Source organism: Neoaquamicrobium microcysteis (assembly GCF_008180155.1).
In the GTDB taxonomy this organism is placed as follows: Bacteria; Pseudomonadota; Alphaproteobacteria; order Rhizobiales; family Rhizobiaceae; genus Aerobium; species Aerobium microcysteis.
Window position 1 is genome coordinate 138,078 of sequence record NZ_VSZS01000065.1, and the last position, 19,246, is coordinate 157,323.

Here is a 19,246-nt window from a genome sequence, read left to right on the forward strand (position 1 = left end):
ACCTTCAACGACAAAAATGGGGAATAAAGAATGACAAGATTTCTAAACGGTTCAGTCTCTCGCCGCTCTGTCCTGAAGGCGGGCGGCGCGCTCGCCGGCGCGGCCGCATTGGGCACGTTCGGCTACACGCCCGCACAGGCCGCAGGCGATCTGCGCATCATCATGCCCGGCGGTTCGTGGAAGGAATGGGTCGAGCAGACATTCACCGCCCCCTTCGGCTCGGCAAACGAAGTCGAGATCCTGTGGAAGCTCGGCCTCGGCCAGGAGCCGCTGGTCATGGCGCAGCAGGCGCGTCCGCAGTGGGACCTGATCCACACCGGACAGATGCGCGCGGGCCAGCTCGGCGCGATGGGGCTCTATCAGCCCCTTTCCGAAGAAAAGATGCCCAACCTCGCCAAGATCCACCCGTCCTTCCGATACCAGTATCTCGCCGGAAAGTGCCACACTCCCTACGGCCTGTGCGTCAACACCAGCAAGATCACCAGGGAGATCACCTCGTGGGAGGATCTGTGGGATCCGGAGTTCAAGGGACGCGTCGCATTCCCGGCATGGGGCTGGATCGGTGACGAGGTGTTCCATGCGATCAACATCGCTTTCGGCGGCACGTCCGAGGACATCGAGCCGGGCATTGCCAAGTTCAAGGAACTCTTTGCCGAGAACGGCGCCGTGGTCGCCAACAATGTCGAACACACTCGCCAGCTCATCGATGCGGAAGAAGTCTGGCTGGTGCCGTTCTTCGGTGCGCGTATCGAACAGGCCGCAGCAGCCGGTACCCCGGTCGAATTCGTGATCCCCGAAGAGGGCGGCCTGTCCTGGATCTGGAACATGTCGATCATCGCCAACCGGCCCGAGCAGAATGTCGCCAATGCCGAGGCCCTGCTGGACACGACCTTCGAGGCCGAGCGCCAGATCGAATTCGCCAAGCTCACAGGATACCCGCCGACCAACATCGACGCGATGGCCAATCTGCCTGCGGAGCTGAAGAGGCTCGAACTGAGCGATTCTGACGTGGAACTGCTCGGCAAGCTGCAGAGCCAGCTCGATCCGATGACGCTGTTCGCCTATCGCGATCAGTACGCGGAGCGCTGGAACAAGGAAGTTCTCGGCGCCTGACTGCGCGTGATGGAGCGCCGGACAGCGGCGCTCCATCACGGCGACGTTCACCACAAACGACAGTGATCCGAAGGCGGCTCGGCCTTCGGCTGACGAAGCAATTCAGCTTGAGGACCGCGCAGTGCAGCTTGCTCTTACTCTCGAGAAGATCGTGAAGCGTTACGGCGCGACGACTGCCCTCGGCCCTATCGACATCGACGTCAGGCAAGGCGAACTGCTGACGCTTCTCGGCCCGTCGGGCTGCGGAAAGACTACGACCCTCCATATCATCGCGGGGTTGACGACGCCGACTGAAGGCCGGCTGTTGCTCAACGGGCGCAACATCACCGCCCTCGCGCCGCCCTACCGCGACATCGGGCTGGTATTCCAGAACTACGCGCTCTTTCCGCACCGCACGATCGCAGAGAACGTTGCGTTCGGTCTGCGCATGCGCAAGGTGCCAAAGGCAGAGATTACCGTACGCGTCCGCGCAATTCTCAACGTCGTCGGCCTGCCGAATGTCGAGGAACGCTATCCCAACCAGTTGTCGGGCGGCCAGCGCCAGCGCGTCGCGCTCGCCCGCGCGCTCGTCATAGAGCCCTCGATTCTTCTGCTCGACGAGCCGCTCTCGAACCTCGACGCGCTCTTGCGCAAGAAGATGCGGCTCGAGCTGCGCGAGATACAGCAGCGGCTCGGCATCACCACCGTTTTCGTCACGCACGATCAGGACGAGGCATTCGAGATGTCGGACCGCGTCATCTTGATGAATGGCGGTCATATCGAACAGATCGGTTCGCCCGAAGCGCTCTACGACAGCCCGCAGACACGGTTTGCGGCGAGCTTCATCGGCGAGGCCAGCCTGACTCCCTGCACGATCGCGCAGGTCCGCGGCGACGATGTCGTCGCCGATCTGGGTGGCGGGATGACGATCCCTGCCAAAGCGGTGAGGCCCGTCGATGGCGTCGGATCGCAGGCGCTGCTGATGGCGCGGCCCGAGCGCGTTACGCTGAGCGAGCCGAATGCCACGGATGCGCTGCCTATGACGATTTCGAAGCGCGTGTTCCAGGGCGAGCGCATCCTGTTCGAGCTGACTGCCGCGAACGGCCATGCGTTCCAGTGTTCCGTGCCGAGCATCGAGAAGTATCGCGAGATGCAGCCCGGTCTGAATGTCGGCGCGGTGCTGCACGAATGCCGCGTGATCCCGGGAGCCTGAGATGAGCCAGCAAAGCAGCAGGGCAGGAGGGCTCTTCGGCGCGGCGCTGATGTCGCCGATCGGCATCCTCTATCTGTGCTTCCTTCTCCTGCCGATCGGCTTCTTCCTGTCCTTGAGCTTCTTCACCTACTCGGCCCAGCAGATGTATGTGGCGGAGCCCACGCTGGACAACTACAGCCGCCTGATCTTCGACGGCTATTACCGCCGGATCATCTACGACACCATTCGCGTCTCGCTGGTCGTCACCGTCATCACGCTCGTGTTCGGCTATGCGCTGGCCTACTTCCTGACCCGCGTGAAAAGCACGTGGCGCGGCATCATGATGTTCCTGATCATCGCGCCGCTGATGACGGGCGTCATCGTGCGAACCTACGGCTGGATCGTGCTGTTGGGCACCGACGGGCTGGTCAACGCGATCCTCGTGTGGATAGGCATCGTGGAACGACCGATCTCGATGCTCGGCAACGAGAAGACGGTGATCGTCGCGCTCGTCCACATCATGCTTCCCTACATGGTGTTTCCGATCTTCTCGTCGCTTGTGGCACAAGACCCTCATCTTGTGCCGGCCGCCAGCACGCTGGGGGCCAAACCGCTGCGCACGTTCTTCGAAGTGACGCTTCCTCTCAGCCGGTCCGGGATCGTGATGGGCTCGGTCATCGTGTTCACGATGACGTCGGGGTCGATCGTGACCGTCGAATTGCTGGGCGGGCGTGACATGACGATGATGGGCCAGCTCATCTACCAGCTCATCCTGTCGACGTTCAACTGGCCGCTGGGCGCCGCCGTCGCAGCCCTGCTGGTGCTCTGCCAGTTCATCATGATCTCCTACTATTTCAGGAAGATGCGCCGTGCGTACTGATCCTTCCGAGACCCAGAATGTCGTTGCCGCCGCCCGTCCGGGCAGGGCGGTCGAAGCGCCGAAAGTCGATCTTTCGGGCCTGGGCCGCGTTGCCTTCGGCCTCATGATCACGCTTCTCTACGTGTTCCTGCTGGCACCGATCCTGATCGTGGTCTTCGCTTCGTTCAGCCCGACGATGAGCAACACCTATGCGCTGTCGCAGGCCTCGCTGCACTGGTATCGAGAGTTCATCGGCAATTCGAGCTTCGTGTCGGCCTTCAAGTTCAGCCTGTTGCTGGCGCTGCTCGCATCCTTCTTCGCCACCATCATCGGGCTTCTGACGTCCTACGCGATCGTCCGCTTCCTGGGTCGTGCGCGCACAATCGGCCAGTCGATCGCGATGCTGCCCATGATGGTCCCGCACATCCTGATCAGCCTGTCTCTGCTTCTGCTGCTGACGCGCTTTCCGCTTCCCGAAATGTCGGTCCTCGTGATCGGCCACATCCTGATATGCCTCCCCTTCACGATCGCCGGGATCATGGCGAGCCTCGAGGGCGTCGATCCGGATATCGAGGCCGCCGCCTATACGCTCGGCGCAAACCGCCTGCGCGTCCTTTGGGAAGTTACCGTTCCGCTGGTCGCACCCGGCGTCCTGTCGGCTGCGATCTTCGCCTTCATCATCTCCTTTGGCGACGTCTACATCGCGCTGTTCATTTCCGGACCGGGCGTGACGACCCTCCCGGTCGAGATCTTCTCCTACGTGCAGTGGGAAAGCTCGCCTGTCATCGCGGCGATCACAACCGTCCAGATCGTCATGATCATTCTCTTCGGACTCTTTATCGAGCGGCTCGTCGGCCTGCGCTCAGTCATGCGTATCTGACCGCCGCGACCTCAAAGGAAAGGACTGTTTCATGCAGCTTATAGAGGTTGGCTCCGCCCGGGCCGACAAGGCCGGGCGTTTCGACGGCGCCCTCAAGGTCGCCGAACATCCGGACGGTTCGCCGGTCGAGATCCCGGTGACGATCGTTCGCGGCGCGAAGGACGGCCCGGTGATGTGGATGCACGCATGCGTTCACGGCGACGAATATTGCGGCACGTTCAACGTCCACTCCTTCGTGCGCTCGCTGGACCCGGCGGAGATGACCGGCACCGTGATCGCGCTGCCGATCCTCAACATCACGGCGTTCCGCGCCTATCACCGCATGAGCCCGTTCGAGGGCTTCAACAATGGCGACATGAACCGCTGCTTCCCGGGAAACCCGAATGGCGGGTTCACCGAGCAGATGGCCCATGTCGTCTACCAGCACCTCAAGAAGTACGCGACGCATCTCGTCGACTTCCACACGGCGTTTACGGCGGATACTCGCTGGGCGCTCTATGCCGACACGGGCGGCGACGTCAGCAAGGGCGGGCGCCTTATGGCCGAGGCCTTCGGCTATGAGAACACGCTTCCGACGCCGAAGGGCACGCTTGTCGGATCGGCCATGATGAGCGCGGCGGCCGACGGCATCCCCGCCTATATCGCCGAGGCGGGCGGTCTTGGCACTTCGTTCAGCATGGAGACCGTCAAGGACGTGACCGAGCGTCTGCGCAACGTCGCGCGCGCCATCGGCATCCTGCCAGGCGAGGTGACGAAGTACGAACCGCTGACGACCTTCTCGAATTTCCATTGGGCGAATGCGCCGCGCGGCGGCCTCTTCCGCCCATCCGTCAGGACGGGAATTCAGGTGCAGGAAGGCGATGTCGTCGGCACCTACTACAACCTGCATGGCGAGGCGGACGGCGACGTGACCGCGCCGGCCTCGGGCGTCGTGCTTGCATACCATCCCGGCCCGATCATCCCGCAGGGCGACGTCCTGATCCATATCGGCCTGAATCCCCAGACTGCGTGAGAACCAAACCATGACCAAGGAAATCATCGTCGGCACCGCGCATTCCAAGACGCCGGGTGTCACCAAGGGCGAACTCAAGATCGGCGAGAGCCCGGACGGCAATGCGATCAACGCGCCCGTCGTGATCGTGCAGGGCGCATCGGACGGACCGGTCGTATGGCTGCATGGCTGCGTGCACGGCAATGAATATTGCGGGACCTACATCATTCACGAGTTCCTCGGTACGCTCGATCCGGCCAGGCTCAAGGGCACGGTCGTTGCGATCCCGGTCCTCAACGTCACGGCGTTCCAGAAGAAGCTGCGCATGAGCCCGTTCGAGGGCTACAATGGCGGCGATCTGAACCGCCAGTTTCCAGGCGACAAGGGCGGCACGCTCACTCAGCAGATGGCCTATGCGCTTTACCAGCCGCTGAAGAAGTACGCCGATGTCCTGATCGACTTCCACACCGCGCTGACGCCGGATGTGCGCTGGGCGCTGTTTCCCAAGGGCACCGGCAAGGTTGCAGAGACGTCCGAAAAGATCGCCAGGGCCTTCGGCTACCGCGATACCTTGCCGACGCCCGACACGCTCCTTGCCGGGTCCGCCATGATGACCGCAGCCAGGGACGGCATCGCAAGCTTCATCGTGGAGTGCGGTGGCAAGGTCCGTGCCTTTACCGATGAGTCCGTGACCGACGCCGCCGAGCGCCTGAACAACGCGCTTCGCGCCCTCGAAATGCTGGAGGGCGATGTCACCGACTACGGCGCGCTCAACTACTTCTCCAGCTTCGAATGGGTGACGGCAAAGCAGGGCGGGCTGTTCGAGCGCTTCGTGCAGTGCGGCGACACCGTCGAGGAAGGCACCGAGATCGGTCGCTATTTCGACATGCATGGCAACGAGCGCGGCAAGGCCACGGCGCCGAAAGCCGGCATCGTGCTGGCGATCCACCCGGGGCCCATCATGGCCTCGGGGGAGACCTTGATCCACATCGGTCTCGAGCCCAAGCAGGTCCGCGCCTGATCGCGCAGGACTGAGACCGGCAAAGGAGAGCCGTCCGTCACGGTCGGCTCCCTTTCGTGGTCGTTTTCACGAGGAATGCCGGTGGCCGGATACAGCAGCACCACAGTCGGTCGCCTCGCGGTGCTTGTCGCCGTCATACTCATGGCCGGCGGCAAGGTAGCGTACGGGACGTGGCTGGGCGCCGTGCCGTCGCCGATCTACGTTCTGATGTGCTTTTCGCTGATTACCGCGATCTTCCTGCCGATCTACGGACGCAGGACCGGCGAATTCGCGCTGAAGCCGCTGCTGTTGCTCAATGTGAGCACCGCGCTCTGTTTTCTCTTTTTCTTCTATGCGCTGAAGCTGATCGAGCCGGCCGTTGCCGGTGCGGTGCAGTTCGGTTCGGGGCCGATCCTGTCGGTGCTGATCACGCTGGTTGCCACCCGGGCGCGGCCCGACCCGATAAAGGCGCTGGTGTGCGGCGGGCTTGTCGCCGGCTGCGTGGTGCTGGCGGTCTCGGCAGTCACCGGTGCGGGCTTCGCCACGGATGGCGCCCGGGGCTGGCTCGGACTTGGCGCGATCCTGTTGTCCGCGATCGGCTCGGTGCTGATCACCATCGCGTCGAAGAACCTCAGCCTGCGGGGCTGGAGCTCTGGCGCCATCCTTGCCCACCGTTGCTATCTCATCGTGCCGCTGGCGCTGGCGTTGGTGCTGGCGGAAGGGGCGGCCGACGTGCCATGGACGCCGCCGCTCGCGCTCACCCTTCTCGGCATCGGCCTTGTCGGCACGATCATACCGATCGTGTTCCTGCAGATAGGCATCGAGAAATCCGATCCGCACACGGTGCTGGTGATGCTGGCGGCCATGCCGATCTTCACCTTCCTCATCGAAGGCCTGTCCCCGCTGTATGTCTGGTCGCAACTGACGGCCGCGGGGCTTGCGATCATCGCGGTCTTCATAGCGATCGACATCGCCTTCACCCGGCAGAAGACGATCGTTTCCGCGCGTACCACGTCGCATGGCTCCGGCGCGGAAGACACGGATGCGCGAGTAGCTAAAGGGGGTGGCGTGTCGATGTCGGATTGATCGCCCCGTCCTCGTCTTTCAGAAGATGAAGGAGAAACGATGATGTCTGAAAAGGAAATCCTGGCTGTTATCCGGGCGCAGGAAGAGGCAACCGCCAACGGGGACGCCCGCGCCACCATCGGTGTGATGGACGCGGATGTCGTGGTTTTCGATCTGCCGCCGCCGCTTGCCTATCGAGGCGAACAGGCACGCGACGTGGAAGGGATAAATGCCTGGTTTGCAACTTGGCGCAACGGCGTAACTCTCCATATGGCCGACCCGCAATTCATCATCGACGGCGATCTTGCAGTGGCCTTCGGGCTGTCGCGCATGACCGGCATGAAGACCGATGGCACAAATGTCGATTCCTGGAGCCGGCGAACCATCGTGCTAAGGCGCATCGGCGGTTCCTGGAAAATTGTCCACGAACATGCCAGTTTCCCTATGGCAATGGACGGAAGTGGGCGCGCCGTGACGGATCTCTTGCCGTAGTTCCCGGACGCCGGACGTCTTCAAGAGGATATCCGCTTTCACGCAGCAAACGGTTCGTAACAGAGCGGTTGTTTGCGATGCCTTGCCGAAGCTCCTGACAAGATGAAGGGCAGCTTCCTCCAAGTAAGTCGCCCGACAGCGGTTGGTCTGTTTCCGACACCATTGCCGCTGCCTCTCAGCTCCGCGCGGACAAACTCAAATCCATCCCCAGACGCACATCGGGCCCGATCTTGCGACCGGGCCCGAAGCGTCATGTCATTGTATCCGTTTGCCGATCACGAGCACCCGCTCGTCGCGCCGCAGGTGTCGCACTTCTCGCAGGTGCCGTTGCGGACCATGGTGAAGTTCTGGCACTCCGAGCAGGAATTGCCGGTGTAGCCCTGCATCATCGATTGCTGGCGGCGTTCGGCGGCGAGCGCCTTGGCTTCGGAGGCTTCCTTTGCCGCGGCGTCGGTGAAGAGCGCCGAGGCGGGGGTGGCTTCGGCTACGCCGTCCTCGACGGCGATGTCCTCGGCCAGTTCCTTCGCGCGCTCCTCATAGTCGCGCTTGAAGGCGGTGGCTTCTTCCTTGAGCTCCGACGACAGCGGCTTCAGCGCCGTCACCGTCGCGCCCGACGAGATGGCGCGCACGTTGGAGTTGCCGACGCCCTTGGGCTCCGACGAGCCGCCCGCCGCGCCCGACACCACCTTTAGCGGCGAGGCGCCACGCGTCAGGCCCTTGGAGAAGGGCAGCGCCTTGCCTTCGTTGATGCCCTTGCCGAGCGCCGTGTTGGAGAAGTCCGACGTGTCGACATGGGCGAGGTCGCTGCGGCCGACATAGGAGATGGCCAGCTCGCGGAACACGTAGTCGAGGATCGACGTGGCGTTCTTGATGGCGTCGTTGCCCTGCACCATGCCGGCAGGCTCGAACTTGGTGAAGGTGAAGGCCTCCACATACTCTTCCAGAGGCACGCCGTATTGCAGGCCGAGCGAGATGGCGATGGCGAAGTTGTTCATCATCGCGCGGAAGGCGGCGCCTTCCTTGTGCATGTCGATGAAGATTTCGCCCAGGCGGCCATCGTCGAACTCGCCGGTGCGCAGGTAGACCTTGTGCCCGCCGACGATCGCCTTCTGGGTGTAGCCCTTGCGGCGGTTCGGCAGCTTCTCGCGCAGCGAACGCACCTCGCGCTCGACGATGCGCTCGATGATCTTCTCCGTCACCGCGACAGCCTTGGCGGCTGCAGGGGCGGCCACCAGTTCCTCGACCAGATCGTCCGCCTCGTCCTCGTCATCGGAAATGAGCGAGGCGTTGAGCGGCTGGGAGAGCTTGGAGCCGTCGCGGTAGAGCGCGTTGGCCTTGAGAGCCAGCTTCCACGACAGCATGTAAGCTTCCTTGCAGTCCTCGACGGTCGCCTCGTTGGGCATGTTGATCGTCTTGGAGATGGCGCCGGAAATGAAGGGCTGGGCGGCCGCCATCATGCGGATGTGGCTTTCCACCGACAGGTAGCGCTTGCCGATCTTGCCGCACGGGTTGGCGCAGTCGAAGACGGGCAGGTGCTCGTCCTTGAGGTGCGGTGCGCCCTCGAGCGTCATCGCGCCGCAGACGTGGATGTTGGCGGCCTCGATCTCCTTCTTCGAGAAGCCCAGCGCGGGCAGAATCTCGAAGGAGAAGTCGTTCAGCTGCTCGTCGGTGAAGCTGAAGGTTTCCTTCAGCCAGTCGGCGCCCAGCGTCCACTGGTTGAACACGAACTTGATGTCGAAGGCCGAGCCCATCGCGGCGTTGAGCGCCTCGATCTTCTCGTCGGTGAAGCCCTTGGCCTTGAGCGAGCCGGGGTTGATGCCGGGCGCCTGGTTGAGGTTGCCGTGGCCGACGGCATAGGCCTCGATCTCGGCGATCTGCGCTTCGGCATAGCCGAGCGTGCGGAGCGCCTCCGGAACCGCGCGGTTGATGATCTTGAAGTAGCCGCCGCCGGCCAGCTTCTTGAACTTCACCAGCGCGAAGTCAGGCTCGATGCCGGTGGTGTCGCAGTCCATGACGAGGCCGATCGTGCCGGTGGGCGCGATCACGGTGGCCTGCGCGTTGCGGTAGCCGTACTCGGCGCCGAGATCGAGCGCCTTGTCCCAGGCGGCGCGCGCATGCTCGACCAGCGCCTTCTGCGAGACGTGCTCCTCGTTGAGCGGCACCGGATTGACGGCCAGCTTCTCGTAGCCCTCGCTCTCGCCATAGGCGGCGCGGCGGTGGTTGCGCATCACGCGCAGCATGTGCAGCGCGTTGGCTGGGTATTCGGGGAACGCGCCCAGTTCCGACGCCATCTCGGCAGAGGTGGCATAGGCCACGCCGGTCATGATCGCGGTGAGCGCGGCGGCGATGCCACGGCCCTCGTCGGAGTCGTACGGGATGCCGGACGTCATCAGCAGGCCGCCGATATTGGCGAAGCCGAGGCCCAGCGTGCGGTACTCGTAGGACAGCTTGGCGATCTTCCACGACGGGAACTGCGCCATCATCACCGAGATTTCCAGCACGACGGTCCACAGGCGCGCGGTGTGCTCGTATGCCTCGATGTCGATGGTGCCGTCGGCGTTTCGGTAGGGCAGGAGGTTGATCGAGGCGAGGTTGCACGCCGTGTCGTCCAGGAACATGTATTCCGAGCACGGGTTGGACGCGCGGATGGCGCCGGCCGACACGCAGGTGTGCCAGTCGTTCATCGTGGTGTTGAAGTGCAGGCCCGGATCGGCGGACGCCCACGCGGCGTAGCCGATCTTTTCCCACAGGTCGCGGGCCTTCAAGGTCTTGTGCACCTTGCCGTCGATGCGGCGGATGAGGTTCCAGTCGCCGTCATTCTCGACCGCGCGCAGGAAATCGTCCTGCAACGAGACCGAGTTGTTGGAGTTCTGGCCCGAAACGGTGAGGTAGGCCTCCGAATCCCAGTCGGTGTCGTAGGTCTTGAACTCGAGCGCCGTGTAGCCCTGCTTCGCGAACTGGATGACGCGCTTGACGTAGTTCTCCGGCACGGAGTTCTTCTTGGCGGCGCGGATTTCGCGCTTCAGCGCCGGGTTCTTCGCCGGGTCGAAGCAGTCGCCATTGTCGGCCTCGCAGTTGATGCAGGCCTTCATGATGGCGCTGAGGTGCTGCTTGACGATCTTGGAGCCGGTGACGAGGGCGGCGACCTTCTGCTCCTCGTTCACCTTCCAGTCGATATAGGCCTCGATATCCGGGTGGTCGGCGTCGACCACGACCATCTTGGCCGCGCGGCGGGTGGTGCCGCCCGACTTGATCGCGCCGGCGGCGCGGTCGCCGATCTTGAGGAAGCTCATCAGGCCCGACGACTTGCCGCCGCCCGAAAGCTTCTCGCCTTCGCCGCGAAGCATGGAGAAGTTGGAGCCCGTGCCCGAACCGTACTTGAACAGGCGCGCCTCGCGCACCCAAAGGTCCATGATGCCGCCCTCGTTGACGAGGTCGTCGCCCACCGACTGGATGAAGCAGGCATGCGGCTGCGGATGTTCGTAGGCCGAGGACGACTTCACCAGCTTGCCGGTGAAGGGGTCGACGTAATAGTGGCCTTGGCCGGGGCCGTCGATGCCGTAGGCCCAGTGCAGGCCGGTGTTGAACCATTGGGGGGAATTGGGCGCGACGCGCTGGGTGGCCAGCATGAAGGCGAGCTCGTCGCGGAAGGCGGAGGCGTCTTCTTCGGACGCGAAGTAGCCGCCCTTCCAGCCCCAGTAGGTCCAGGTGCCGGCGAGGCGATCGAAGACCTGACGCGCATCGGTCTCCGAGCCGTAACGCTCGCCCTCGGGCAACTCGGCCAGCGCCTTGTCGTCGGCGACCGAACGCCACAGGAACGACGGCACGTCGTTTTCCTCGACCTTCTTGAGGCGCGCGGGCACGCCGGCCTTGCGGAAATACTTCTGGGCCAGAATGTCGGCCGCCACCTGGCTGAACTGGGCCGGCACGTCGATATCGGCCAGACGGAAGACGATCGAACCGTCCGGATTCTTGATCTCGCTGGTCGCCTTGCGGAATTCGATCTCCGCGTAAGCCGACTGGCCTTCTCTGGTGAAACGACGTTCGATGCGCATCTTTTCTGGTCCCTATAGTCTCTAAATATAGTGCCGAACGGCCGCCGACGCACTGCGTCCTGCAAAGCCTCCTGACACAAGTCCGCCGACTGCCGCCGTCCGTCCCGACGACGACGCTCCCCTACCGCGCGATGCTATCGATCCGACGCTGCCGAAAACCGGCTTCATCCGACCTCTACGCACCCTTGCGGGCCCCGTTCACCTGACGCCTGATTGTGATTCTGATCGGACAAACTGACAGCCGATGAGTCACATTATCTAGTGCAGAGGGTGGCTGTAAACACCAAATATAGTATTAACAGACGATTTACACCACTCCCACAAAGCGCCGACGTCGTTGATGCCGCAGGGCGCAGTACGCCCACGCGGCCAGCCGCCGCGACAACGGCCGATCCCCGCAAAACACGAACAAATCTGGAAAAAACGGCCGACGACAGAACTTTCCGGCCGCGTCCTCGTCATGGGACGCATGGCTCATAAAAAGCGACTCGCCAGGGATCGTCAAGGACTCGTTTCTGTAACTTTTATGACCGCAACATCTTGTGTGCAGGAGTGTGGATAGCGGGGAGAAGGCGAGGGGCCGTACGACGTGCGAAAGCCACCGCTGCGGCGGTTCGGTGCGCGACGCGCGCCTTTCCACATGCCGCAACGGAAGGGGGATTGTCCCCAGACGGGGGCTTGCGAAAAGCCGCGCTATGCGAGTGCGTTGAGAATCAGGAAGATGCCGGCAGCAAGAAGGGCGGCGGCCGGAACGGTCGTGACCCATGCGGTGACGATGGTGGTCACATGCGCCCGACGCACCAGCCTGCGCCTTGCGATCTCCTCGCGCGAGACGGGCGGGCCGTCGGTCTGGAGGTCGCCGGTTTCGCTCTCGGCATCGCCGTCCATGTCGTCGGCTGCGAGCCCTGCGGCCGGGCGCGCTGCGCGGGCGCGCTCCATCTTGCGCTCGAGATAGGCGCGACGGCGCGACGAATTGGCGGTGTACCACTCGCGGAAGAAGCCGACGCCGAAGACCGCGCCCACGGCGATGTGGGTGGAACTGACGGGCAGGCCGAACCACGACGCGACGATGACTGTGATGGCCGCCGACAGCGCCACGCAAAACGCCCGCATCGGGTTGAGCTTGGTGATCTGTTCGCCAACCATGCGGATGAGCTTGGGCCCGAAAAGCACCAGCCCGAACGAGATGCCCAACGCACCGATCAGCATCACCCACAGAGGGATGCCGAACGGGCCGGACATGTCGCCACCGCCAGCCGCGTGCACGATCGCAGCCAGCGGGCCGACCGCGTTCGCGACGTCGTTTGCGCCGTGGGCGAAGGAAAGCAGGGCCGCCGAGCAGATCAGAGGCGTGCTGAACAGCTTGCGCAGGGACTGGTTGCGGTTCTCCATCCCCTGCGACATGCGCCGGACGCTGCGATGGCTCCACGCCCAGGTTGCCGCGAAGCACACGATGCCGAACATGGCGATCTGAAGCCCGGTGAGCGGAAGCACGCGCCTCAGCCCCTTGGTTGCCAGATAGGCCGCAAACGCGCCCGCCATGATGGCGATGAGGACCGGCACCCAGCGGCGCGCGGCTGCGATCTTGTCGTCCTGATAGATGATGAAGGACTTGATGAAGGCCAGGAACAGCGCGGCGATCATGCCGCCCAGCAGCGGGGAAATGACCCAGCTTGCCGCGATGCCGCTCAGCATCGGCCAGTTGACGGCGGCGACGCCTGCCGCAGCGGCGCCCGACCCGACCACGCCGCCCACTACCGCATGGGTGGTCGACACCGGCGCGCCGATTACGGTTGCGAGATTGACCCACAGGGCCGAAGAGATGAGCGCCGCCAGCATCAGCCGGATGAAGACACCGGCATCTGCGACGCGTGCCGGATCGACGATGCCGCTGGCAACCGTGTTCATCACCTCGGCGCCCGCAATCAGCGCGCCCGCACTTTCGAACACGGCCGCTATCGCCAGCGCGCCGCCCATCGTCAGCGCCCTTGCACCGACGGCTGGCCCGACATTGTTGGCGACGTCGTTCGCGCCGATATTCAGCGCCATGTAGCCGCCGATGGCCGCCGCCGCGATGATGACGACCGCGCCCGGCTCGCCCATGACGAAGAACGAGGTGACGATGGCCGAAAGCGCCAGGAACAGCAGCGCGATGCCGGGCGCGACGAGGCGCTGGGCGACGAAGCTGGTCGCTTCCTCGACGTGGACGAGCTTGTCCAGATCCTTGTCGAGCGTATCCTTGCGCGGCTCGGCGGAGATTTCGGCCATGACAGTTCCCGAATCCGGAAGGGTCGCGCGGTTCCAGAGACCGTGCGTTTCGCAGACCGATTAAGGAAGTGCGCCGCGTATCACAAGCGTTCGTATGACTGCGAAGCGCCTAGGCGGCAAATTTCCGTGGATTGAAGCCGAAACTGGCGATCAGCTCGCCAAGATCCTCTTCCTGGACGAGCCGGGCGGCATCCTGCGGCCTGAACCAGCGGCGCGAACGCTTCTTGCGCTCGGGCCATTTGTCGGCCACATGGTCCACTTCCATCGGGAACACGTGAACCTCGCAGCGCCAGCGCATTCCCGACGGCAGTTCCTTGCCGTAATAGAAGCAGCCGATCTCGCTGCGGGCGATGGAGCCGGAGACGCCGGCTTCCTCGGCGGCCTCGCGGGCGGCGGCTTCGTGCGATTCCTCGCGCCGTTCGGGCCAGCCCTTGGGCAGCACCCAGCGCCCGGTGCCGCGACTGGTCACCAGCATGACCTCGAAACTGCCGTCATCCGTGCGCCGCCAGGGCAGGGCGGCCACCTGCACGCGACACGGCATGCCGCCGAAGAAGAGGCGGATGCGCTCCTTCAACTGCTTGCGTGTGCCGTGGCTGATGAGCATGAATCGAAAATCCCCGAAACTTTGTTTGCCGTCTCACCAATATGATAGTCAATCACCGGTAAATAAAGGACAAAAAGGCAGAAATTCACCCCAAAATGAAGGAAGGCGGCCTTGAAGGCCGCCTCCGCAAGCTTCGCGCAAGGTTCGCGGTGCTTTCGATCAGCCGCGATGATCCTCCGAGATCGGCTTCTGGTAGGTGAAGCCCATGTCCCACGGGAAGTAGATCCACGTGTCCTGCGAGACCTCGGTGACGAAGGTGTCGATCATCGGCCGGCCCTTGGGCTTGGCGTAGATGGCGGCGAAATGCGCCTTGGGCATCATCGCCCGCACGATGGCGGCGGTCTTGCCGGTGTCGGTCAGGTCGTCGACGATCAGCACGCCCGCGCCCTCGTTTTCCAGCAGCGAGGGCGTGATCTCTTTCAGAACCTTGAGTTCGCCCTGTTCGGTGTAGTCGTGATAGGAGGCGATGCAGACCGTCTCGATCAGGCGCACGCCCAGCTCGCGCGAGATGACGGCCGCCGGCACCAGCCCGCCGCGCGTGATGCACACGATGGCCTTCCACTCGACATTGATGCCGGCCAGCCGCCACGCGAGCGCGCGCGCATCGCGGTGGAACTGGTCCCAAGAGACGGGAAAGGCCTTTTCGGGAAGGGACATCGACGCGCACTCCGGCTGCAGGGAAGGAATGCAGCCGGAATTAGCCGGAAACCGCAGCGTCTGGCAAGGTAGTAGAAGTTTTCGCCCTGACCGCCACTTCTATCTCGACATCAGCGTCGCCACCGGCATCGAGCGCAGCAGCGTGCGGGTGGCGCCGCCGAAGAAGAATTCCTTGAGCCAGGACTGGCTGTAGGCACCCATGACGAGCAAATCCGCCTCGGTTTCCGCAATGCGGTTCTCGATAGCCTCTCCGGCTCCAAGGTCGCCCGTGACTTCGCTGGCGAAGGTGACTTTTGCGCCGTGGCGGGCCAAGGCAGCTGCGATATCCACGCCGGCCACCGCGCCGTCCTGCTCGTAGCTGTCGGTCGCGTCGAGCGAGAGGATTTCCGTCTGCTCGGCCTCGCGGATGAAGGGCAGGGCGTCGAAGGTCGCACGCGCGGCCTGCTGGGTGCCGTTCCAAGCCACCATGACCCGGCGAAACGAGGTCTGTACCGACACGGCGTATGGCACGAACAGCACCGGGCGGCCGCTTTCGAACAGCAGCGTCTCGACATTTGCGAGCGAGCCCGACTTTCCGTCCGCGTCGGATTGCTGCACGACGATCAGGTCGCTGGCGCGTGCGGCCACCAGGGCGCTGACCGCGCTGTCGCCGGAAACGTTCTCCATGGCCTGCCATTCGTACGACACGCCCTCGCGGGCCGCACGGGCGTCGAAGAGCGCCTTTATCTCGGCGCTGCGCTGCTGGTTCATCTCCGCGCTGGCGGCGATGAAATCGGTGTCCGGAAAGCCCATCGGCGTCACATAGGGGATGGGGATCGCCTCGGCATGCACGCCGATGAGATGCGCGGAAAAGCGGGTCGCCAGCGGCAACGCGCAATCCAGCACGCGCCCGGCATCCGCCTTTGACTGCAATACGGCCAGAATGGTCTTGTAACTCATGTCAGCCTCCGAAGCGTTGCGGCGGGCGCGAGCCTGCACCTCTCAGGAAGACAATCTGCCACGCGCCGCCCGGTTCCACCTTGAGCGAAGTCAAACACCGCTGTCGTGCTTTTCCACAATAGCGCCGCGGCCGGAGGCGCGGAAGGGGCGACGCACGCGCCGATCCTGCTATTGTAGGGCCGGGATGAAGCCCGAGACGGGGCTTGTGAGGATGGCATATGAGAGGCGTTCGCCTCGCTTTTGATGCGATGATGGATGCGCGCGCGGCGTCGATGGAAGCCGCTGCGCCGGATGCCGCCGCGCGTCTTTCTGCCGTCCGGCGTTATGGCAATTTCTCGCAAGCCTACTCCACCGCCGTGCAGACAGGCCTGCGCCACTTCGGTGACGCCGGCGGCTATATTGCGTATGGCGAAAAGATGGGTTCGCGCATCGCTTTGGGCGATCCGGTCGCCGCACGCGATCGCTGGCCCGAACTGCTCGCCGGCTTCGTGAAGGCCGCGGGCAGGCCCAGCTTCGCCGAAATATCGCACGAAACGGCGGTGCTTCTAGCTCCAATGGGATATCGCATCGCGCGCATAGGCTTCGACACCGCGCTCGACCTCGCGGCCTACGACTTTTCCGGCCCCAAGAAGGAGAAGGTGCGCTACGCCCAGAACTGGCTGGCCCGCAGCGGTTACGCCATCGTCGAGGAGCAGGAACTGGAGGGCGCGCATGACGCCGCGCTTGCGCTTTCGGCGCAATGGCGCTGCACGCGGGTCGTGAAGCGCCGCGAGATGGCGTTCATGAACCGGCCGTTTCCCACGAAGCCGGACACGCTGATGCGGCGCTTCCTGCTTCTCTCGCCGGAGGGAGGCGTGGTGGCGCTTCTGTATTTCGATCCGCTGTTCGAGGACGGGGCGGTGGTGGGTTACGTCGCTGTCTTCAAGCGCAGGCATCCCGACGCCACCAACACCGCCGAACTGGGGCTGCTGAAGCATGCCGTCGATGTCTTCAGGCAGGAAGGATGCGCGACGGTGACGCTCAGCCTGGCACCCTTCGCCGACACGCGGCCGAGCGGGTTTCCCGAAAACGCATGCTTCCGCTTGATGCTAGGCCGGCTCTATCAGTCACAGCTCGTCAACCGGAAGGTGTTCAACGTGCAAGGCCATGCCGAGCAGCGACGCAGGCTCTACGGACGGCAGATTCCGCGTTATTTCGCATGGGGCTGCGGCTCACCCTTCGTCCACCTCACTAGCCTGCTGCGGCTCTGCAAGGCGGTGTGATCTAGGCGGCCTTCGGGCCGAGCGCCTCGACCATGGCGCGCACCTCTTCCGCCGCGGCGTCGAGCGCTTCCTGCGTGCGGGCGCGCACGACCAGCTCGGTCCAGAACGCCCCGTCCAGATATTTCGGGTAGGAACCGATGATGGTGTCGGGATGCGCCTTCTGGATTTCGGCCAGCGGCCCGCCGATCACGCCTTCGCCGAACGGACAATGGATGGCCGTGGAGAGCAGCTTCTGGCCGGTCCTGAGTGTGGGAACCACATTGTCCAGCATCGCCTGGAAGATGGAAGGCACGCCCGCCATCACGTGAACGTTGCCGATGCGAAAGCCCGGCGCCATGGAGACAGGATTGTCGATGTGGTCCGCCCCTCGCGGCATCCGCGCCATGCGCTTGCGCGCGTCGGTGAATTCGAGGCCGCGCTTTGCGTAGTGCGCCTCCATCATCGCATAGGCCTTGTCGTCGTATTCGCACGGTACGCCGAACGCCTTCGAGATCGAATCGGCGGTGATGTCGTCATGCGTCGGGCCGATGCCGCCGCTGGTAAAGACATAGTCGTATCGGCTGCGCACGGCGTTGACGGCGGCGACGATCTCGTCCTCCTCGTCCGGCACGATGCGCACTTCCTTGAGGTCGATGCCGATGGCGGTCATCACGTCGGCGAGGTGACCGATATTTCTGTCCTTGGTGCGGCCGGAAAGAATTTCGTCGCCGATGACGATCATCGCTGCGGTAATGATGTCGGCCATGGCGGTTCCTTGCGGTTGGGGACGACGAGCCATAGCGCTGCACGCATTGATGGGCAACTGTTTGCCCGGTGCCGTTTCGTGGTTAGACTGTCGGTCCCTCAGCATTTCCGGGATGTTGCCGCCTCATGTTCTCAGCCATTCTCGGCATCGTCGTTGCCGTTCTTGCCGCCGTCGTCCTCGTGGCGGCGTATTTCGCCTGGGTGACGCGCCGCATCGCGCGCGGCGCCGAGCGGGCGGTGCCGGCGAGCGGCAAGTTCGTGACGGTCGACGGAAACCGCATCCACTATGTCGAAAGCGGGCAGGGCCTCCCCATCGTGATGATCCACGGGCTCGGCGGCACGCTGCACCATCTGCGTCGGCCGCTGATGGAGGAATTCGGCGAAGGCTATCGCCTCATCGCGATGGATCGCCCCGGCTCCGGCTACTCGACGCGCGGGGCGGGGCTCGACGGCAGGCTGAGCGAGCAGGCGCGCCAGACGGTGCGCTTCATCGAGGAGCTGGGGCTGGAAAAGCCGCTGCTGGTCGGCCACTCGCTGGGCGGTGCAATAGCGCTAGCCGTGGCGCTGGACTATCCGGACACGATATCCGGCCTCGCGCTGATCTCGCCGCTGACGCAGTACGAGCCGAACCCACCGCCGGAGTTCAGGGCGCTGGCCATCGCCTCTCCGCTGCGCCGCCGCATCGTGGCCAGCACGCTGGCGGTGCCGATGTCGATGAAGAACGCGCCGAAGGTGATAGACTTCGTGTTCGGCCCGCAAAGGCCGCCGGAGGATTATGCCGTGGCGGGCGGGGCGCTGGCCGGGCTGCGGCCCGGGCATTTCTATGCAACCTCCACCGACCTTGTCGCGGTGCAGCACGACCTGCCCAGCTATCAGACGCGTTATGGCGAGATCGACATGCCCGTCGGCATCCTGTTCGGCACCGAGGACCGGGTGCTGAACTACGAAAGGCAGGGCCTTTCGATGCAGGGCAAGATCGCGGGCCTCGAACTGGAGATCGCCGACGGTATCGGCCACATGCCGCAATATGCGGTGACGGGGCGAGTCGTCGCCTTCATACGCCGCATCGCCGAGCGCGCGTTCCTCCTTGCGAAAGCGCGCGGCAATACCGGTTGACGGAATCGGGAGAACCCTTGACAAGCGAGG

General features: G+C 64.0%; 16 protein-coding genes. 10 read left to right on the plus strand and 6 right to left on the minus strand.

All coding sequences use genetic code 11. The features are described from left to right. Window positions 1–30: 30 nt before the first annotated feature. From FY036_RS16035 to FY036_RS16070, 8 genes are all read left to right on the plus strand, one after another. Complete coding sequence (locus tag FY036_RS16035) at window positions 31–1,113, plus strand: ABC transporter substrate-binding protein (RefSeq protein ID WP_148915955.1); 1,083 nt, start codon at window positions 31–33, stop codon at window positions 1,111–1,113. Between the two features lie 121 nt (window positions 1,114–1,234). Next, window positions 1,235–2,305: an ABC transporter ATP-binding protein gene (locus FY036_RS16040; RefSeq protein WP_148915753.1), complete on the plus strand. Its 1,071-nt coding sequence runs from the start codon at window positions 1,235–1,237 to the stop codon at window positions 2,303–2,305. Window position 2,306: 1 nt separating this feature from the next. Continuing rightward, window positions 2,307–3,164, plus strand: a complete 858-nt coding sequence (locus FY036_RS16045) for an ABC transporter permease (protein ID WP_148915754.1) — start codon at window positions 2,307–2,309, stop codon at window positions 3,162–3,164. Beyond that, window positions 3,154–4,023 carry an ABC transporter permease gene (locus FY036_RS16050; protein WP_148915755.1) on the plus strand — a complete coding sequence of 290 codons (870 nt, stop codon included), beginning with the start codon at window positions 3,154–3,156 and terminating at the stop codon, window positions 4,021–4,023. The genes FY036_RS16045 and FY036_RS16050 overlap by 11 nt, the downstream gene beginning before the upstream one ends. Before the next feature lie 31 nt (window positions 4,024–4,054). Beyond that, window positions 4,055–5,035 (plus strand): succinylglutamate desuccinylase/aspartoacylase family protein, encoded by a 981-nt coding sequence (locus tag FY036_RS16055; RefSeq protein WP_148915756.1) that lies wholly within the window; start codon window positions 4,055–4,057, stop codon window positions 5,033–5,035. 10 nt (window positions 5,036–5,045) lie between these two features. Then, entirely contained in the window at window positions 5,046–6,035 is a 990-nt protein-coding gene (locus FY036_RS16060; RefSeq protein ID WP_148915757.1) for a succinylglutamate desuccinylase/aspartoacylase family protein, read from the plus strand. A gap of 81 nt (window positions 6,036–6,116) precedes the next feature. Then, window positions 6,117–7,100, plus strand: a complete 984-nt coding sequence (locus FY036_RS16065; protein WP_235897691.1) for a DMT family transporter — start codon at window positions 6,117–6,119, stop codon at window positions 7,098–7,100. A gap of 42 nt (window positions 7,101–7,142) precedes the next feature. After that, window positions 7,143–7,571 (plus strand): YybH family protein, encoded by a 429-nt coding sequence (locus FY036_RS16070; RefSeq protein WP_161601153.1) that lies wholly within the window; start codon window positions 7,143–7,145, stop codon window positions 7,569–7,571. A gap of 275 nt (window positions 7,572–7,846) precedes the next feature. Here FY036_RS16070 and FY036_RS16075 read toward each other — a convergent pair whose 3' ends face one another. From FY036_RS16075 to FY036_RS16095, 5 genes are all read right to left on the minus strand, one after another. After that, window positions 7,847–11,626: a vitamin B12-dependent ribonucleotide reductase gene (locus FY036_RS16075; RefSeq protein WP_148915760.1), complete on the minus strand. Its 3,780-nt coding sequence runs from the start codon at window positions 11,624–11,626 to the stop codon at window positions 7,847–7,849. Window positions 11,627–12,319: 693 nt separating this feature from the next. Then, window positions 12,320–13,894 (minus strand): inorganic phosphate transporter, encoded by a 1,575-nt coding sequence (locus FY036_RS16080; RefSeq protein ID WP_148915761.1) that lies wholly within the window; start codon window positions 13,892–13,894, stop codon window positions 12,320–12,322. A gap of 109 nt (window positions 13,895–14,003) precedes the next feature. After that, entirely contained in the window at window positions 14,004–14,498 is a 495-nt protein-coding gene (locus FY036_RS16085; RefSeq protein ID WP_201744785.1) for an NUDIX hydrolase, read from the minus strand. 159 nt (window positions 14,499–14,657) lie between these two features. Continuing rightward, the gene (gpt, locus tag FY036_RS16090) at window positions 14,658–15,155 is read right to left on the minus strand and encodes a xanthine phosphoribosyltransferase (protein ID WP_148915762.1); all 498 of its coding nucleotides are present in this window, start codon (window positions 15,153–15,155) and stop codon (window positions 14,658–14,660) included. A gap of 99 nt (window positions 15,156–15,254) precedes the next feature. Then, window positions 15,255–16,094 (minus strand): universal stress protein, encoded by an 840-nt coding sequence (locus tag FY036_RS16095; RefSeq protein WP_148915763.1) that lies wholly within the window; start codon window positions 16,092–16,094, stop codon window positions 15,255–15,257. A 218-nt stretch (window positions 16,095–16,312) separates the two neighbouring features. Here FY036_RS16095 and FY036_RS16100 point away from each other — a divergent pair, with 218 nt between their 5' ends. Further along, window positions 16,313–17,356 carry a DUF2156 domain-containing protein gene (locus FY036_RS16100; protein WP_148915764.1) on the plus strand — a complete coding sequence of 348 codons (1,044 nt, stop codon included), beginning with the start codon at window positions 16,313–16,315 and terminating at the stop codon, window positions 17,354–17,356. A 1-nt stretch (window position 17,357) separates the two neighbouring features. Here FY036_RS16100 and FY036_RS16105 read toward each other — a convergent pair whose 3' ends face one another. Continuing rightward, window positions 17,358–18,101, minus strand: coding sequence for a competence/damage-inducible protein A (locus FY036_RS16105; protein WP_148915765.1), 744 nt, complete (start codon window positions 18,099–18,101; stop codon window positions 17,358–17,360). Between the two features lie 125 nt (window positions 18,102–18,226). Between FY036_RS16105 and FY036_RS16110 the strand changes: the two genes are divergently transcribed. After that, on the plus strand, window positions 18,227–19,216 hold the full coding sequence (locus tag FY036_RS16110; RefSeq protein ID WP_148915766.1) for an alpha/beta fold hydrolase: 990 nt from the start codon (window positions 18,227–18,229) through the stop codon (window positions 19,214–19,216). The last annotated feature ends 30 nt before the right edge of the window (window positions 19,217–19,246 follow it).

Bases quoted from the DNA above. Each gene is read 5' to 3' on its own strand.
- FY036_RS16035 (WP_148915955.1), top strand. From the start codon at position 31: ATGACAAGATTTCTAAACGGTTCAGTCTCTCGCCGCTCTGTCCTGAAG.
- FY036_RS16045 (WP_148915754.1), top strand. From the start codon at position 2,307: ATGAGCCAGCAAAGCAGCAGGGCAGGAGGGCTCTTCGGCGCGGCGCTG.
- FY036_RS16055 (WP_148915756.1), top strand. From the start codon at position 4,055: ATGCAGCTTATAGAGGTTGGCTCCGCCCGGGCCGACAAGGCCGGGCGT.
- FY036_RS16060 (WP_148915757.1), top strand. From the start codon at position 5,046: ATGACCAAGGAAATCATCGTCGGCACCGCGCATTCCAAGACGCCGGGT.
- FY036_RS16070 (WP_161601153.1), top strand. From the start codon at position 7,143: ATGTCTGAAAAGGAAATCCTGGCTGTTATCCGGGCGCAGGAAGAGGCA.
- FY036_RS16075 (WP_148915760.1), bottom strand. From the start codon at position 11,626: ATGCGCATCGAACGTCGTTTCACCAGAGAAGGCCAGTCGGCTTACGCG.
- FY036_RS16080 (WP_148915761.1), bottom strand. From the start codon at position 13,894: ATGGCCGAAATCTCCGCCGAGCCGCGCAAGGATACGCTCGACAAGGAT.
- FY036_RS16085 (WP_201744785.1), bottom strand. From the start codon at position 14,498: ATGCTCATCAGCCACGGCACACGCAAGCAGTTGAAGGAGCGCATCCGC.
- gpt (WP_148915762.1), bottom strand. From the start codon at position 15,155: ATGTCCCTTCCCGAAAAGGCCTTTCCCGTCTCTTGGGACCAGTTCCAC.
- FY036_RS16095 (WP_148915763.1), bottom strand. From the start codon at position 16,094: ATGAGTTACAAGACCATTCTGGCCGTATTGCAGTCAAAGGCGGATGCC.
- FY036_RS16100 (WP_148915764.1), top strand. From the start codon at position 16,313: ATGAGAGGCGTTCGCCTCGCTTTTGATGCGATGATGGATGCGCGCGCG.
- FY036_RS16105 (WP_148915765.1), bottom strand. From the start codon at position 18,101: ATGGCCGACATCATTACCGCAGCGATGATCGTCATCGGCGACGAAATT.
- FY036_RS16110 (WP_148915766.1), top strand. From the start codon at position 18,227: ATGTTCTCAGCCATTCTCGGCATCGTCGTTGCCGTTCTTGCCGCCGTC.